Here is a 15,883-nt window from a genome sequence, read left to right on the forward strand (position 1 = left end):
AGCTAACCGTTTCCACCCATTTGGTTCAGGCTCAGTATGTTCCCCTCGGTGTCCAGGAACCACGCGGCGGCGCTTCCGTCGGGCATGGTGGCGATGCCGTTTTCCGTCTTGAGGCCAGGGAAGTCGTAGTCTTCGAAGGCCACTCCCTTCCCGCGCAGCTCCTCGACGGTGGCTGCGACGTCATCGACCATCCAACCCATTTGGGTATTCCGTGCGGTCCCCGCGTTCGGGGTCTCGTACAGAAGGAACCCGGTGCCATCACCGCACCTGTACTGGAGGTTGTCATCCGCGTCCGGATTCTCTGGCTCGAGTCCGAGTTTCTCACTGTAGAACCCGCGGGCCCGCTTCAGATCCTGCGCCGGTAAAACGGCAGCCACTTGCTGATCTTTGAGCATGATTCTCTCTTTCCGGCTCTCCTCCCGGAACGAACTTTACTCCTGGCCGTGACGGGAAGTAATTGGAAACCGACCCCGTTTTTTGCTTTTGGCCGGGACGTCCGCGCGGTTCAGCTTAGACTGGCGACATGCCGATCATCCCTGATGAAAAAGACTGGACCTGGGTGCTCTCAGAGCCCTGCAATGAGTGCGGTTTCGATCCCGCTACGGTGACCCCGTCGACAGTGCCGGGCACCGTCCTGAACATGCTGCCGAGGTGGAGGGCTGTGCTGCGCCGCGAGGACGTTGCGGTACGTCCCAACGACCACACGTGGTCCACCTTGGAATATGCGTGCCATGTGCGCGATGTTTTTAGCCTGTTTGACCAGCGGTTGAACCTGATGCTGAGCGAGGACGACGCACAGTTCGCCAATTGGAACCAGGACCAGGCAGCCATCGACGGCGAGTACGGCTCCGCGGACCCCCGGACGGTGGCCGACGAACTGGAAGCCGAGGGCGCCACCATCGCCGAGTCCTTTGCCCGGGTCCGGGAGGAAGACTGGGAGCGGACAGGGACGCGCAGCAACGGCTCGGCCTTCACCGTGCTGACGTTCTCGCAGTACTTCCTGCATGACGTCGTCCACCACCTGCACGACGTGGACGGCTAGAGCATTTTCTCCCACGTCATGCTGCGGTTGACCGGCTCGTAGCCCATGCCAAGATAGAGCTCCAAGGCGCCGGTCGGGTTGGCCGAGTCAACGTCAAGGGAGGCGACATCCATACCGGCCAGCGAGTATCGCCGCATGGCGTCTGCCAGCAGGGCCTGGGCGATTCCCCTGCCCCGGTAGGCTCGTCGAACCCCCAGGAGTTCGGTGTAGCCCTCCTTGAAACCGCGGTCACGTGCCGCGTCCGGGTCGTGGCTGGCCAGTTGGTAACCCACAACGTCACCCGTGGCCTGGTCGAGCACCACGGTGCTCAGATCATGCCTGGCGGTGGGTTCTTCGATAGTGAACCTCCATGCTTCCTTGTCCCTGGGTTCGCTCCCCCAATGGTCACGGAAAGCATCGTTGTGGGCCTGCCGCACCGATTCGAACAGGGGTGGTTCGAGCGTCCGCAGTTCGAGCCCGCTTCCCAGGGGAGCATGTGGCAGTTCAGTTGCCAACGTCCGGTGCATCTCATTGAACCAGCGCACCGCTCCATAGCCGTGCCCCATCAGCAGAGCGGCTTGGTGTTCGTGTTGCTCTTCAGTGCGGATGCGAAGCCTTGGCGGCGCCGTCGTGTGCCCCGCCTCCTGGTCCTCGTGGAAGCGCTGGCGTACTTGCGCTTCCTGCCACAGCAGGATGGTGGAGCCTATGCCGCGCTGCTGCCAGCCCGGGTCAACGCACGCCATTCCCGTGGCTTTGTCGCCCTCCGGGTTCTTGGTGATGCGCCCGTAAGCCCGCGCCACGCCGCCGGCGTCGAAGCCCAGCAGCGTGCTGGCTTGCGGAGGATTCTTGCTGGACTCGAGGACATGGACCAGGTCGCCGCGCTTTTCATACCAGGCGGGACGTTCGACGGCGGCCGTCCTGGCGATCAGTCCGGCCCAATTGTCCAGGTTCCCCATGGACGCCGGCCGCCACTGGAGGCCCGTCACGACGGCGTCGGGCATGGCTTGGCGTGCTGCTTCGAAAGGCATGCCAACAGGCTACTGAGGGGTAGTCCTTCCCACCAGCTCCGCCGCGCCCGCGCCGGGGCCCACAGCAGGACCCACGGCAACTACCGACGAGCCCAGCTCCAGGCGTGCGTCCGTGGGATCGATATCGTCGGGATTGTGGGTAACAAGGACTACCGTGACGTCCTTGAGTCCTGCCCGGAGGATCGCCATCATTTCGCGGGCTGCGCCGGCATCCAGGTGCGCCGTTGGCTCGTCCAGAAGCAAAATGGAGGCCCCGGTCAGCAAAGTCCTTGCCATCGCGAGCCGCTGCCGTTCGCCGCCGCTGAGGAAGGACCCTTCGGGTCCTATCCGTGCGTCGAGCCCGCCGGGCATGGTCTCCACCAAAACGTCCAGCCCAACATCGGCCAGCGCCTTGTGCATGTCCGCCTCCGTCGGTTTCGCCGCCGCGGGCCGGCTCAGCAGGAGGTTCCCACGGATGGTGGAATCGAAAAGGTGCGCCTCCTGCGGGCACCAGGCCGCCGTCCCCGTCATTTTGGCCGTTCCCTGCGTGAGTGGCAGGAAGCCCAGCAGCACCGACAGGAGGGTGGATTTTCCTGCCCCGGAAGGCCCTGTCACGGAGAGCCAGCGGCCGGGTCCGGCTTCCACCGTGAGGCCAGCGAACACGTTCGGACCCCCGGGCCATGCTGCGGCCGCGTCCCTCAATTCCAGTCCCGCTTGGCCGTCGCGTTCAGTCAGCGGCCGCGGGCCGCCGTCGGGGTCTTCCGAAGCGGTCCCGGATGCGGCGTCCAGGGCCCCGGACGCGGCAACGCGGCCCAGGACGGCTGCGAGCGCCGGGGCTTGGCGCACCGAGGAGACGATGCCCCCGAAGGGTTCAACCAGCGCCAGCAACATCAGGACGATCACGGCTACGAGTTCGGGTGCTGCGGAGCCGTCGGCGACAGAGGGAGCGCCGAGGACACCCGCCCACAGGGCTGCCAGCGAGCAGGCCAGGACGATCACAGCTTGCCCGAGCCCCTCGGCCCACGCCGAACGCTGGGCGGAGACGGTGGCTGCGCGGTCCTTGTTGCGGAGCTCCCGAAGGACGGGCCCACCCACTCCGTTGGCAGCGAGGTCTGCCCGTGCGTCCAATGCCGCAGCGACTCCCTTCAGTACCACGGAGCGCATCTGCTGTTCTGATGTTGCGGCGTTCCTGTCGGCCAGGACGGCGAGGAACGGAGCAATTGCCAGGCCGATGACAGACGCCAGCACCACGGCGGGAACTGCTGCGGGCATGACCAGCGCAGTGGCGATGATGGCTGCTCCGCTTACGCCCACTGCGGTGACCGGAGGCAGTGCAACGCGGGGCAGGAGGTCGCGGAGGGTGTCGACGTCGTCCACCACCGACCCCAGGACGTTCCCGCCTTGAAGGAGTCGGCGAAGGGACAGCGCCCTCCGGCTCAGTGTTGCCCACAGTGCGCCCCGGAGGCGGGTCATGGCAGCGAAAACGGCGTCGTGGGTCAGCAGGCGCTCGCAGTACCGCAGGACTGCCCTGCCAATACCGAAGAACCGGACACCCACTATTGCGCCGAGCAGGTAGAGGATGGGCGGCTGTTCGCTGGCCCTGATGATCAACCATCCTGACAACCCGGAAAGGGCTACGGCGAATAAAGCGGCAAGGACTGCTACGGCACCCGCGGCGGCGAACTTCCAGCGGACGGGCTTCAGGACCCCCAGCAGGCGTCGCAGGCTTCCGGTCCGGTGCATGGCCGGAACGATGCCGTCCGGGCGTGCGGAAGTATCCGCGACGGTTGCAAGCATGGATTCCGCGTGGCTGCCAACGGCGGCGGGGCGCACGGGGCCATCCCCCGCCCGTGGCGCTGGCAAGGGGTGCTTGCGCCCAACGGACACCACGTGGTCGGCGAGCGCCCGGGTGGCGGCGTCGTGGGCCACCAGGATCACCGTGACCGAGCCGCGGAGTGATTCCATGGCGTTTCGCACCACGCTGGCAGAGTAGTGGTCCAGGTGTGCGGTGGGTTCGTCGAGCAGCAGCACGGTGGCTCCGGCTTCCACGCGCGCGAGTCCGCGGGCGAGTGCCACACGGCGCAGTTCGCCGGGGCTCAGCTCACCGGGGTGCTTGGCTGCCAGGTGGTCTGCTGAGGTCTTTTCCAGGACACGTGCGGCAGCTTCGGCAGTGTTGCCGTCGTATCCGTCCAGGTAGAGCTCAATTTCCTGCTGGACCGTTTCAGCTGCCATGACAGGATGCTGTGGCACCCATGCCACAGTCCCTTGTCCTGCTCCCCTGATGTGCCCAGTGACTGCGGTACCCGCCCCCGGACCGACCAGCCCGGCCAGGACAGCCAGGACTGTGCTCTTCCCGGTCCCGCTGTCCCCGTCCAGCGCGGTGATCCTGCCTTGGGTTGCAATGAAGCTGAGGGGTCCGACGGCGGCCGCTGACCTGCCGCTGTACGTCACCGAAAGATCGGTCACCACGGTGTCTTCCGGCCCGGGAAGGGCGGGAGTTTCCTGCAGTCGCTGGTGCGCGGGTGCTTCCAGCACGGCCTGGGTGGTTTCGAGAGCGGCACGGCCGTCGTCGCTGGCGTGGTGGGCCGTACCCAGTTCCCGGAGCGGCAGGTAGCAGTCGGGGGCAAGGATCAATGCCAACAAGCCTGCTTCCAATGCCATGTCCCCGGCCACAAGCCTGACACCGATGAACACGGCCACAACGGCTACGGAGATCGTGGCTATAAGTTCCAGGGCAAGTGCCGAAAGGAAGGCTGTGCGGAGGGTTCCCATGGTGCGGCTGCGGTATTGCTCGGAGATATCCTCCAAGGCTGCGCGTTGCTCACTGGCGCGGCCCAGGCCCACCAGGACCGGCAGGCCTTTGGCGAGTTCAAGAATGTGCCCGGACAGTTTCCGCAGGGTGGTCTGCGCGTCGCGGACACTGTCCTCGGTGTGCCGGCCAATCAGCACCATGAACAGTGGAACCAGGGGCACGGTCAGGACGATCACCAGTGCGCTGACCCAGTCGGCGAACAGGATACGGGCGCCGATCAACAAAGGCACCGTTGCGCAGTTCACCAACGCCGGCAGGTATTGCGTGTAGTAATCGTCCAGGGCGTCCAGTCCCCGCGTCGTGAGGATCGCCAGGCCGCCGTCGTTCATTCCCTCCACCGGCGAGGCGGCGCCGTCTCCCAGTGATCGCCGCAGCAGGCTGGCGCGCAGCTCCTCTTTGACGCCCAAGGCGGCCCGGCGGGAGGCAATGCCCTGCCCCCACACCGTCAGCGAGCGAAGGACAGCTCCCACGGCGCCCCAGATGACTCCGCTGTTCCAATCCCCGGACCCGGAAGCCAGGCCTGCCAGCATCACCGCCACGGCCTGCGCCATCAGCACCAAGGACAGGGCCTTGAGGGCGGACAGCAGCCCGATCGCGTAGAGGGCGGATCGGGTAACCGGGCCGGAAGGGAACACGGGCTTCATCGGCGTTCAGACTCCCGGGTGGGTTGGCTTGCCGGACGGGGTACCGTCCGAACCCGGTTCCTTGGAAACCAGGACTTTTGCGGCGATCGCAGGCAAGAACCCGTGCGCCTCGGGGATGTGCGCTGCACTGACGCGACGCCGGAATACCCAGTACGTCCAGGATTGGTAGGCAATGACCAGCGGCAGCCCTACGGCGGCAACAATACTCATCAGGCCCAACGTGTAGTCCGAAGACGAGGCGTTGGAAATGGTCAGGTTGAAGGCGGGATCGATCGTGGAAGGAATGACCACCGGGAACGCCGCACCGAAGATCGAGGCCGTGGCGCAGACAATGAAAGCGCCGAGGGCACCGAATGCCCGCCCCTCGGATCCTGCCCGGGCCAACTGCCAGGCCAGGACTACGGCCACCACCGCGGCTGCCACCAAGGCCCAGGTCCACGGCTTCCCGCTCAGGAACTGCACCGCCAGCATCCAGCCGAACATCGGCAGCACGGCAACCGGGACCAGCCGCACAAACCAGCGGCGCGCACGGTGCCGCACATCGCCGTCGGTCTTCAGCGCCAGGAAGGCCAGGGCGTGAACCAGGGCGAACGCCACAACACCGAACCCGCCGAGGAGCGCATACCCGCTGAACCAGGACATGGGGCCACCCACGCGGTCCCCGTTGGCGTTCAACGGCAGGCCCGTTGTTGTCAGCGCCAAGGCGGCGCCGATCCCAAAGGCGGCAACGAAGGAGCCGACGGCGATGGCCCAGTCCCAGCGGTTGCGCCAACGGACGGAGTCAACCTTGCCCCGGTACTCGAAGGCGACCGCACGGAAGATCAGAGCCGCGAGGACGCACAGCAACGGCAGGTACAACGCCGAGAACAAGGATGCGTACCAGAGGGGGAATGCAGCGAAGGTTGCACCTGCCGCAGTGAGCAGCCACACCTCATTGCCGTCCCACACCGGACCAATCGTGTTCAACAGAACGCGGCGGTCGGTGTTGTTGCGTGCGAACAGCTTCATGAGCATGCCGACGCCGAGGTCAAAGCCCTCCAGGAAGAGGTAGCTGGTCCACAGAACGGCGATGGCCACGAACCAGATAGTTGGCAACAGTTCCATTGTCAGTTTCCCTTGGCTTCTAGTAGGCGAATGCCAGGACGTCGTCGCCGGACTTGTCCGGGCCGTCGTCGCTCTTGTCGTGCTTGTCTGTCTCCTTGGCATGGGCAAGTTCAGGCATCGCCGACGCCACTCCGCCGCGGATGTACTTGACCAGCAGCTTCACTTCAACCACCAGAAGCACGGCGTAGATGGCGGTGAGGACCACCAGCGAGGTCATGAGCTCACCCGCACTGACCCCCGGAGAGACAGCTGCCGCTGTAAACATGAAGACCTGGTCGATCCCGTTCATGTCAGGATTCGGGGCCACCACGAACGGCTGGCGTCCCATCTCCGTGAAGATCCACCCGGCCGCATTGGCACCGAAGGGAGCAAGAATCCCGAAGACCGCCAGGCGCATGAGCCACCTGGACTGGGGCACCACACCCTTGCGGGTGACCCACAGGGCCAGCAGGGCCGCGAGGGCTGCGATGCCACCAAAGCCGATCATCATGCGGAAGCCCCAGTACGTCACTTCCATCACGGGAACATAGTGGATCTCCTGGCCGGCGCGCTCGCCGTACAGCGGGTTGTCGGGCAGGTGGGTGCCGTACTTTTCCTTGTATTCACCGAGCAGGCTGTTGACGCCCTTGACCTCGGTGGTGAAATCGCCCTTGGCCAGGAAGGACAGGATCCCCGGGACTTCGATGACCGCCACAATGTCATCGCAGTTCGAAGCACCGAGGTTGCCCACGCTGAGCACCGAGAAGCCAGTGCCATCGTGGCAGGCGGCTTCCGCAGCGGCCATCTTCATGGGCTGCTGTTCAAACATCAGCTTGCCTTGGAGGTCGCCAGTAATGGCGGTCCCCGCGAAGGAAATCATGGCCACTACGGCACCGATCCTCAGTGATCTCATCCATACCGTGTAATCAGCCTTGTCGCGGCCTGGAATTGCAGCCTCACCCGGAATCAGCTTGCCATCGGCACCCACCACGTCTATCCCGTCGTGGCGCCTGCGCCACAGGTGGTACCAGGCGATTCCCAGCAGGAAGGCACCCGCAACGGCCAGTGCGCCGAACAGGGTGTGCGGCACTGCGACCAATGCTGTGTTGTTGGTAAAGACTGCCCACGCATCTGTCATAACGGGACGGCCATCCACCATCTCCACACCAACAGGGTGCTGCATCCAGGAGTTCGCCACGATGATGAAGTAGGCGGAAAAGACCGATCCGATCACTGCGATCCATAGGCAGGCCAGGTGCACGCCACGCTTGAGCTGCTTCCAGCCGAAGATCCACAGTCCCAGGAACGTGGACTCCACGAAGAAGGCAAGCAGCGCCTCAAGGGCCAGCGGAGCGCCGAAGACGTCGCCCACGAACCGGCTGTACTCACTCCAGGCCATCCCGAACTGGAATTCCTGCACGATTCCGGTTGCCACGCCCATGATGAAGTTGATGAGGAACAGCTTTCCCCAGAACTTGGTCATGCGCAGGTACTCGGCCTTACCCGTGCGGTACCAAAGGGTCTGGATGATGGCTACCACCAGGCCAAGGCCAATAGTGAGCGGCACCATCATGAAGTGGTAGACGGTAGTGATGCCGAATTGCCAGCGTGCGATTTCCAAAGCGTCCATGGCTGTCCTTTGTGCGGTGGACCGAAGTGCAATGACGGTACTTCTACGTTCTGTAGAAAACGTGTCTTCTACACAGTGTAGAACAAATGGCGGCAGACCAAACCCATTCTTCAAGTGGCGTTACGCACGCGCAAGGCCCTCCTCCGGCCCGCGGCGCGCCGATAGTTCTACCTGACGTAGAATGGAGAGTTGAAAAGCGGTAAATTAGTGAATGAATGTTGGATCGTCGCACCGGGCGGCAGAAGTGCTGTTGTTGGGATGCGGAAGGTAGGGACGTATTGATGGCAAGTCTTGGGGAACTGGAACGGGCAGTCATGGATCTGCTCTGGGCAGGCCAGGAGGCTGCAACTGCCAACACCCTGCGCGATCTCCTCGCGCAGGATTCCGAAGCCGGCGATGGCTCGGCAGGGCACCAGGGCAAGGACCTGGCCGTGACCACGGTTCTTACTGTCCTCTCCCGGTTGGAAAAGAAGGGCCTTGTGGAGCGTGAGCGCGGAACCCGCCCGCACCGCTACCAGGCCGTTTCCAGCCGCGCAGACCACACCGCCGAGCTCATGCACGAAGTCCTTGGCTCCGCTCCGGACCGGGAAGCCGTCCTCGCCCGATTCATTGGCTCCGTCACTGAAAGCGAAGCCGCAACACTGCGCAAACTGCTCGGCTACAATTAGCCACTATGTTCTGGACCTCATACCTGCTTGCGGTCCTGGCATTGATCCTGGCATGGCCCGTGCCCGTTCTGCTGTCGCGAGCACAGTGGCCTGCACGCTCCCCCTTCACAGCCATGGTGCTGTGGCAGGCGATCGCCCTGGCCGGTGGGCTTTCCATGATTGGCGCCATGCTTGTGTATGGCCTGGAACCCGTGGGCGACAACCTCCTCGCCGGCCTCCGGAGCCTGGCAGGAATGGTCTTCTACAACGAACCCACCACAGCGCTGGGATTCTGGCATCTCTTCGCCCTGTCGGCAGCTGCCCTGCTGACAGCCCACTTGGTCTTCACTCTCCTGCTGACCTACTACAAGATTGAACGCCAGCGGCGCCGGCACCGCGAACTACTGGCCCTGCTGGCATCACCCTCCGACGACGGACCGGGAACCGTGGTAATCAACCATGACTCGCCAGTGGCGTACTGCCTGCCCGGCGGCGCCCGCTCAGTGACCGTGCTCTCCGATGGCCTCATGGCAGCCCTTGAACCCGCCGAACTCAGGGCCGTCCTCATTCACGAGAATGCACACCTTTCCCAACGCCACGACCTTCTGCTGTGGGCCTTCGCCGCCTGGCGGCAGGCCTTACCGTGGTTTCCCACCACCCGGCTCGCCCAGACCGCCGTGAACTCCCTGATCGAGATGCTGGCCGACGACGTCGCCCTCCGAACGGAAAGCAAAGGGACACTCATCAAGGCAATCGCCATTGTCGCCAGCGGTTCGTCCCAGCCGACCATTGGAACCCACGCCTTCACCACAGGAGGCGCGGTGGTGGAGGGCAATTCAGTCAGCGCTACCGGCGGCGCCGATTCTCCACGTACGACGGCGTCCCGCGTCAGCCGCCTCCTCTCGCCGCTGCCTCCGCTCACCAGAGGCCTGCGGATCCTGGTCCTCGCGGCCTCAATCCTCCTGCTGGCCGTACCGACAGCCCTGCTGATCGTTCCCGGACTCCTGGGCTAGTGTCGGGACCGGCACGTGGCTACTGCTGCAGTGTGACTTCATAGACCCTTGAGGCATAGCGCTCAAGGGCGGTCCCGCACCGCGCAAGATGGTCGGCTGCTTCTCCCGCCTGTGGAAGATGCAGGACATCGCGGGACTTCAATTCGCGGAACCAGCGCCTCAGGCGTTCCAGGCTCTGTTCCTCCTCCTCCAGCTCGGCGAACGTAAACTTTTCGTGGGCAACTTCCTTCACGATTTCCTGTTCGAACTTGCCACAGTCCGCCATGAACTCGGACCACTCCTCCAGTCGGGCAGCTTCATACGCACTCCGGAAGGTGTCCACGCCCTGGTTACGGGGAGAGGCGTCCACCAACGTCCAGGAGCCACCGCCGTTGGCAACCAGTTCTTCGGCCCGGGCCAATCCGGCGTCGAAGGACGGATGGACGGGAAGCAACCAGGTCCCCGGCGACAGCGGTACCGCGCCAATCCGGCGAAGTTCACGCCAGACCGCCACCCTGTGCCTGGACGGCTGCGAAGGTACCTGGACGAGGATCAGTAGCCAACGTTGATCAATCACAATTCTGAATGTAGCAGCTGTTACATTTGTTCCGTGAATGCCTCAGAACCCTCCGACTCAGCGCGCCTGGTCGCGGCCCAACGATGGCCCCTCTATGCAGCAGGATTTACCACCGCGTTCGGAGCCCACGCCGTCGCCGCAGGGCTGGGGGCCGAAAGCGCGGACATCGGGCTCAGCCTCCTGGGGCTGGGCATCCTGCTGGCCCTTTACGACATCGCAGAGGTGTTCCTCAAACCGGTTTTTGGCGCCCTCAGCGACCGCATCGGCCCCAAGCCGGTGATCGTGGGCGGTCTGGTTGCTTTCTCCGCCGCTTCCCTTATTGGCCTCTGGGCAGATCAACCGGCAATGCTTGCCGCAGCCCGCCTGGGACAGGGAATGGCAGCGTCGGCGTTCTCCCCCGCATCATCCGCTGGCGTTGCCCGGCTGGCCGGGGGAAAGACCGGTCGCTACTTTGGCCGCTACGGCTCGTGGAAAGGACTGGGCTATGCCATAGGGCCACTCCTGGGGGCCCTGGCCATCGTGGCCGGCGGCTTCGCCTTGCTGTTCCTTGTCCTGTCGGCCCTTGGCCTGGTGGTGGCAGCGTGGGCTGCATTCTCCGTTCCACCGCTGGCACCGCTTCCCCGGCCCAGGTACACCATCGTCGATGTGTGGCGCCAAAGCACGGAGCGCTCGTTCCTGGGACCAACGCTGGTCCTTGCCGCCGCGACGGGAGCCCTGGGTGCCGCCGTCGGATTCCTCCCGGCTCTTGCTGCCCGCGAAGGCCTAGGCACAACCGGCAGTGTTGCCGTGGTGACGGTGCTCGCCGTTGCTTCATCCCTGGTGCAGCCACGCATCGGCAGCCTGCGGGACCGGGGCCGGCTTGCCGATAGGCCCGGCATGATGGCCGGACTGGCTGCCACTGCCGTCGGCACGCTCGTAGCCGCGCTCCTTCCCGGCGCCGGCTGGACTTACGGCGCCGCTGTCCTGATCGGGCTCGGAATAGGCGTCGCGACGCCGCTGGCTTTTGCCCATCTCGCCGACTCGACCCCTCCGGAGCGCCTGGGCCGGACCATGGGGTCGGCGGAGCTCGGACGCGAGCTTGGCGACGCAGGCGGCCCGTTGCTGGTGGGCGGAGTTGCCGTCGCCGCCGGGCTGCCATGGGGACTGTGTGCGTTGGCCCTGGCCGTGGGAGCAACAGCACTGTCGGCCCCCGCGGGCCGCACCGCAAAGGACAACACCGCGCCGACTACGCCCAGCGCCTAAGCGTCGATACGTTCCCTGTCGAGTGTCGCTGCTCCGGCAATAATGAACTCCTTGCGCGGCGCAACGTCCGAACCCATCAAGAGGTCGAACACTTCTTCTGCCCGCTGCGCGCTGTCGATGCCTACCTTCCGGAGGGTCCTGTGCCGCGGATCCATGGTGGTCTCGGCCAGTTGTTGAGCATCCATTTCACCAAGGCCCTTGTACCGCTGGATGGGCTCTTTGTAGCGCTTGCCCTCCTTGGCGAGGTTGTTGAGGAGCACGTGAAGCTCGGCCTCGGAGTAGGTGTAGATCATCTCGTTGGCCTTCTGGCCCGGGTTGATAACCTCAACCCGGTGCAATGGCGGGACGGCGGCAAATACCCGGCCGGCTTCAACCATGGGACGCATGTAGCGGAAAAACAGCGTCAGCAGGAGGGTGCGGATGTGCGCGCCATCGACGTCGGCGTCGGTCATGAGTATGACCTTGCCATACCTGGCAGCGTCAATATCGAAACTGCGGCCCGAGCCTGCCCCCACCACCTGGATCAGTGCCGCGCACTCGGCATTGGAGAGCATGTCCCCCACCGAGGCCTTTTGCACGTTGAGGATTTTGCCTCGAATCGGAAGCAGCGCCTGGAAGTCGGATGAGCGCGCAAGCTTAGCTGTACCCAGCGCGGAGTCGCCCTCAACGATGAACAGTTCCGAGCGGGCAACGTCGTCGGTGCGGCAATCAGCGAGCTTCGTGGGCATTGACGACGTTTCCAGGGCGTTCTTGCGACGCTGGGTTTCCTTATGGACACGGGCCGAGATGCGTGACTTCATCTCGCTGACCATCTTCTCCAGAAGGAGCGCCGACTGGGCCTTGTCGTTGCGGTTGGCCGAATTCAGCCGGGAAGTGATTTCCTTTTCAACGACCTTCGCCACAATCGCCCTGACCGCGGAGGTGCCGAGAATTTCCTTGGTCTGCCCCTCGAACTGGGGCTCCGCCAGGCGTACCGTCAACACGGCGGTCAGCCCGGCGAGGATGTCATCTTTCTCGATCTTGTCGTTGCCGGCTTTGAGCTTGCGGGCATTCGTCTCCACAGCCTTGCGGAAGGTCTTCAGCAGGGCAGCCTCAAACCCCGACTGGTGGGTTCCGCCTTTGGGGGTGGCGATGATGTTAACGAAGCTGCGCATGGTGGTCTCGTACCCGATACCCCAGCGCAGGGCAATATCCACCTCGCAGTCGCGCTCGACTTCCGCGATCTTGCTGTGGCCGTTTTCGTCCAGGACGGGCACGGTTTCCTTGAACTTTCCTGAACCATGAAGGCGCCAGACGTCAGTCACACCGGAATCGGCTGCAAGGAATTCGACAAACTCGGAGATCCCACCGTCGTGGTGGAATACCTCTTCGTGGGCACCGTTCTCGCCCGGCGTCCCGGCCAGCTTTCGTTCATCACGGACCGTAATTTTCAGGCCCGGAACCAGGAAAGACGTCTGGCGGGCACGCGCCGCCAGGTCGTCATAGGAGAACTTTGCGTCAGGAGTAAAAATCTGGCGGTCTGCCCAATACCGGATGCGGGTACCGGTCACGCCACGCTTGGCCTTGCCCACGACGTCCAGCACGGACTTCTCCACAAAGGGCTCAAACGGGGCGTCGGGCCCGGGCTTGGAACCTGGGTCCACGAACCGGCCGGGCTCGCCGCGGCGGAACGACATCTGGTAGGTCTTGCTCCCCCGGTCCACCTGGACGTCCAGCCGGCTCGACAAGGCGTTGACCACTGACGCACCCACGCCATGCAGGCCACCGGAAGCAGTGTACGAACCGCCGCCGAACTTGCCACCTGCGTGCAGTTTGGTAAAGACAACCTCGACGCCGGAGAGTCCGGTTTTTGGCTCGACGTCCACGGGGATGCCACGGCCGTCGTCGTGAATTTCGACAGAATTGTCGGCATGCAGGATCACCTTGATGTCGTGTCCGAAACCTGCCAACGCCTCGTCCACCGAGTTGTCAATGATCTCCCACAAACAGTGCATGAGGCCGCGGGAGTCGGTGGACCCGATGTACATGCCCGGACGCTTTCGAACGGCTTCCAGGCCTTCAAGGACAGACAGGTGCCGGGCGTTGTATTCAGAACTCGGTGCCACTCGCGGTGTGCTCCTTCAGAGGTATATCTCAGGGTGTTTCCCAGCCGTGATATCGCTGGTAATTCAAGGCAAACACTGCCAATACTAGGCTAGCTGCGGCCACCGACAGGTACGGGTTGCCACTCCCGGGCCAGGGCAACCCGGAAGGTTACGTTACGCACATGTGATACGCGGACAGCGAAAGTGACCCATCCTTGCCATGGATCTGCGTCGAATGCTGGTTATATGGATGTACAGAACTACTAAGGAGGCCGACATGACAACAGCAGTTGCAGACCGCACGCTGAACGCAGCTGACCGGTGCGATCGTTGCGGAGCCCAGGCGTATGTCCGCGTTGTACTCGAGTCCTCCGGTGGTGAGCTTCTTTTCTGCGGCCACCACGCACGTGCAGTTGAAGCTACGCTTCGGCCCATGACTTCGGACTGGCACGATGAGACCGAGCGCCTCAATGAGAAGGCTCCCGTCCCCGTCGACTAAGGCAGGGCACACCGGCAAAGTCCGGAAAACCGTTTGAGCGCACAGGGCTCCTCCCGATCGGGAGGAGCCCTTTTGCGTTGTCCCCGCCATGTTCAGACGCCAGGTGTGTTGCGGACAAGAAAGCGGCCCAGCCGGAGATCCGACTGGGCCGCCCACTGGGTGCCTCGAACTGTTTAGTCCAGGTAGTCCCGGAGGACCTGTGAACGGGAGGGGTGCCGCAACTTGGACATGGTCTTCGATTCGATCTGACGGATACGCTCGCGCGTCACTCCATAGACCTTGCCGATTTCGTCTAAAGTCTTCGGCTGGCCGTCGGTCAGGCCGAAGCGCATAGCCACGACGCCGGCTTCACGCTCGGACAGGGTGTCCAGGACGGAATGCAGCTGCTCCTGGAGGAGGGTAAAGCTGACCGCGTCCGCGGGAACAACAGCTTCCGAGTCCTCGATCAGGTCACCGAACTCCGAGTCGCCGTCCTCACCCAACGGGGTGTGCAGGGAAATAGGCTCACGGCCGTACTTCTGGACTTCGACGACCTTCTCGGGCGTCATGTCCAGCTCCAACGCCAATTCTTCCGGCGTAGGTTCGCGGCCGAGGTCCTGGAGCATCTGCCGCTGGACACGGGCCAGCTTGTTGATGACTTCCACCATGTGCACCGGGATACGGATGGTGCGGGCCTGGTCAGCCATCGCGCGGGTGATGGCCTGGCGGATCCACCAGGTGGCGTAGGTGGAGAACTTGAAGCCCTTGGTGTAGTCGAACTTCTCCACGGCGCGGATGAGGCCCAGGTTGCCTTCCTGGATCAGGTCGAGGAAGAGCATGCCACGCCCGGTGTAGCGCTTGGCCAGCGAAACAACGAGCCGCAGGTTGGCCTCAAGGAGGTGGTTCTTGGCGCGCTTGCCGTCGTGGATCACGAATTCCAGTTCGCGCTTGAGCTTCGGGTCCATGGATCCGTCGTCAGCGTTGATCTTTTCTTCGGCGAAGAGTCCGGCTTCAATGCGGAGGGCGAGGTCGACTTCCTGCTCGGCATTCAGCAGGGCGACCTTACCGATCTGCTTCAGGTAGTCCTTGACGGGGTCGGCCGTAGCGCCGGCCGACATGACCTGCTGCACGGGAGCATCGTCATCATCGGCATCAGAGTAAACGAACCCGGAACCGGACGGAGCTGCCTTTTCCTTGGGGGCAGCGGCATCCTCTGCGTCGTCATCTCCGACTTCAACCTCTTCCGCTGCAGCGGGATCGAAGTCTTCGTCTTCGGCGTTGGCGTCCTCGGCGTCTGAGGACTGGTTCGCGGCTTCAGCGGCGGCCTTCGCGCCGGGCTTGGGTCCGCGCTTCTTGGGTGCAGGCTTGTCAGAGCCAACCTCTGAGGCTTTGTTGGCAGCACGCGTAGCGGCGCGCTTTGCCGATGTGGCCGCCTTCTTTTCCTCAGCGGACAGTTCGGCCAGGTCGGCGGGTTCCTTCTCGACGGAAGACGGGGTCACAGAAAACCTTTCTAGCGGCGGTCTGTGGAATCACCATACGGGCAACACCACTATGACCCTGTCAAGTCCGCGATCAATTTCAAATGTGATCGCCGCCTGCAGAGTCCTTATGTAGAACTCCCGACGACGCTGTTATGTTCCCGATCTCCGGGACACTTCAGGCATTC

The 15,883-nt window shown here is 63.8% G+C and carries 13 protein-coding genes; 5 read left to right on the forward strand and 8 right to left on the reverse strand.

Features of this window, described 5'->3' with window-relative positions; all coding sequences use genetic code 11:
• Positions 1-2: 2 nt before the first annotated feature.
• Positions 3-395 carry a VOC family protein gene (locus NEK97_RS03080; protein WP_257368390.1) on the reverse strand — a complete coding sequence of 131 codons (393 nt, stop codon included), beginning with the start codon at positions 393-395 and terminating at the stop codon, positions 3-5.
• A 128-nt stretch (positions 396-523) separates the two neighbouring features.
• Here NEK97_RS03080 and NEK97_RS03085 point away from each other — a divergent pair, with 128 nt between their 5' ends.
• Positions 524-1,042, forward strand: coding sequence for a DinB family protein (locus NEK97_RS03085; RefSeq protein ID WP_257368392.1), 519 nt, complete (start codon positions 524-526; stop codon positions 1,040-1,042).
• On the opposite strand, the gene NEK97_RS03090 is transcribed toward NEK97_RS03085, so the two are convergent.
• Genes NEK97_RS03090 through NEK97_RS03105 form a run of 4 tightly spaced genes read right to left on the reverse strand, consistent with a single transcriptional unit; the run spans position 1,039 to position 8,197 of the window.
• On the reverse strand, positions 1,039-2,049 hold the full coding sequence (locus NEK97_RS03090) for a GNAT family N-acetyltransferase (RefSeq protein WP_257368393.1): 1,011 nt from the start codon (positions 2,047-2,049) through the stop codon (positions 1,039-1,041). The two genes, NEK97_RS03085 and NEK97_RS03090, sit on opposite strands and share 4 nt — an antisense overlap.
• A 9-nt stretch (positions 2,050-2,058) precedes the next feature.
• A complete protein-coding gene (gene cydD, locus NEK97_RS03095; protein WP_257368394.1) occupies positions 2,059-5,484 on the reverse strand; it encodes a thiol reductant ABC exporter subunit CydD in 3,426 nt (1,141 codons plus the stop codon).
• 6 nt (positions 5,485-5,490) lie between these two features.
• Positions 5,491-6,588: a cytochrome d ubiquinol oxidase subunit II gene (gene cydB, locus NEK97_RS03100; protein WP_257368395.1), complete on the reverse strand. Its 1,098-nt coding sequence runs from the start codon at positions 6,586-6,588 to the stop codon at positions 5,491-5,493.
• A 19-nt stretch (positions 6,589-6,607) separates the two neighbouring features.
• Positions 6,608-8,197: a cytochrome ubiquinol oxidase subunit I gene (locus tag NEK97_RS03105; RefSeq protein WP_257368397.1), complete on the reverse strand. Its 1,590-nt coding sequence runs from the start codon at positions 8,195-8,197 to the stop codon at positions 6,608-6,610.
• A gap of 281 nt (positions 8,198-8,478) precedes the next feature.
• Here NEK97_RS03105 and NEK97_RS03110 point away from each other — a divergent pair, with 281 nt between their 5' ends.
• Together NEK97_RS03110 and NEK97_RS03115 are read left to right on the forward strand one after the other, a co-directional pair.
• On the forward strand, positions 8,479-8,865 hold the full coding sequence (locus NEK97_RS03110) for a BlaI/MecI/CopY family transcriptional regulator (protein WP_211714067.1): 387 nt from the start codon (positions 8,479-8,481) through the stop codon (positions 8,863-8,865).
• A gap of 5 nt (positions 8,866-8,870) precedes the next feature.
• Entirely contained in the window at positions 8,871-9,857 is a 987-nt protein-coding gene (locus tag NEK97_RS03115; protein WP_257368398.1) for a M56 family metallopeptidase, read from the forward strand.
• Positions 9,858-9,876: 19 nt separating this feature from the next.
• Here NEK97_RS03115 and NEK97_RS03120 read toward each other — a convergent pair whose 3' ends face one another.
• Complete coding sequence (locus tag NEK97_RS03120) at positions 9,877-10,413, reverse strand: Chromate resistance protein ChrB (protein ID WP_257368399.1); 537 nt, start codon at positions 10,411-10,413, stop codon at positions 9,877-9,879.
• 33 nt (positions 10,414-10,446) lie between these two features.
• Here NEK97_RS03120 and NEK97_RS03125 point away from each other — a divergent pair, with 33 nt between their 5' ends.
• The gene (locus tag NEK97_RS03125) at positions 10,447-11,655 is read left to right on the forward strand and encodes an MFS transporter (protein ID WP_257368401.1); all 1,209 of its coding nucleotides are present in this window, start codon (positions 10,447-10,449) and stop codon (positions 11,653-11,655) included.
• Here the strand turns inward: NEK97_RS03125 and NEK97_RS03130 are convergent.
• Positions 11,652-13,760 (reverse strand): type IIA DNA topoisomerase subunit B, encoded by a 2,109-nt coding sequence (locus NEK97_RS03130; RefSeq protein WP_235520477.1) that lies wholly within the window; start codon positions 13,758-13,760, stop codon positions 11,652-11,654. The genes NEK97_RS03125 and NEK97_RS03130 overlap by 4 nt on opposite strands.
• Before the next feature lie 256 nt (positions 13,761-14,016).
• Here NEK97_RS03130 and NEK97_RS03135 point away from each other — a divergent pair, with 256 nt between their 5' ends.
• Positions 14,017-14,238, forward strand: coding sequence for a hypothetical protein (locus NEK97_RS03135; RefSeq protein WP_018778705.1), 222 nt, complete (start codon positions 14,017-14,019; stop codon positions 14,236-14,238).
• A gap of 173 nt (positions 14,239-14,411) precedes the next feature.
• Here NEK97_RS03135 and NEK97_RS03140 read toward each other — a convergent pair whose 3' ends face one another.
• Positions 14,412-15,716, reverse strand: coding sequence for an RNA polymerase sigma factor (locus NEK97_RS03140; RefSeq protein WP_235520476.1), 1,305 nt, complete (start codon positions 15,714-15,716; stop codon positions 14,412-14,414).
• Positions 15,717-15,883: the final 167 nt, after the last annotated feature.

Origin of the sequence: Paenarthrobacter sp. UW852, from assembly GCF_024608385.1 — a bacterium.
In the GTDB taxonomy this organism is placed as follows: Bacteria; Actinomycetota; Actinomycetes; order Actinomycetales; family Micrococcaceae; genus Arthrobacter.

What these genes read in the sequence shown, in the direction of transcription:
- NEK97_RS03085 (WP_257368392.1), top strand. Translation starts at nt 524, where the DNA reads ATGCCGATCATCCCTGATGAAAAAGACTGGACCTGGGTGCTCTCAGAG.
- NEK97_RS03080 (WP_257368390.1), bottom strand. Translation starts at nt 395, where the DNA reads ATGCTCAAAGATCAGCAAGTGGCTGCCGTTTTACCGGCGCAGGATCTG.
- NEK97_RS03110 (WP_211714067.1), top strand. Translation starts at nt 8,479, where the DNA reads ATGGCAAGTCTTGGGGAACTGGAACGGGCAGTCATGGATCTGCTCTGG.
- cydB (WP_257368395.1), bottom strand. Translation starts at nt 6,588, where the DNA reads ATGGAACTGTTGCCAACTATCTGGTTCGTGGCCATCGCCGTTCTGTGG.
- NEK97_RS03105 (WP_257368397.1), bottom strand. Translation starts at nt 8,197, where the DNA reads ATGGACGCTTTGGAAATCGCACGCTGGCAATTCGGCATCACTACCGTC.
- cydD (WP_257368394.1), bottom strand. Translation starts at nt 5,484, where the DNA reads ATGAAGCCCGTGTTCCCTTCCGGCCCGGTTACCCGATCCGCCCTCTAC.
- NEK97_RS03090 (WP_257368393.1), bottom strand. Translation starts at nt 2,049, where the DNA reads ATGCCTTTCGAAGCAGCACGCCAAGCCATGCCCGACGCCGTCGTGACG.
- NEK97_RS03135 (WP_018778705.1), top strand. Translation starts at nt 14,017, where the DNA reads ATGACAACAGCAGTTGCAGACCGCACGCTGAACGCAGCTGACCGGTGC.
- NEK97_RS03115 (WP_257368398.1), top strand. Translation starts at nt 8,871, where the DNA reads ATGTTCTGGACCTCATACCTGCTTGCGGTCCTGGCATTGATCCTGGCA.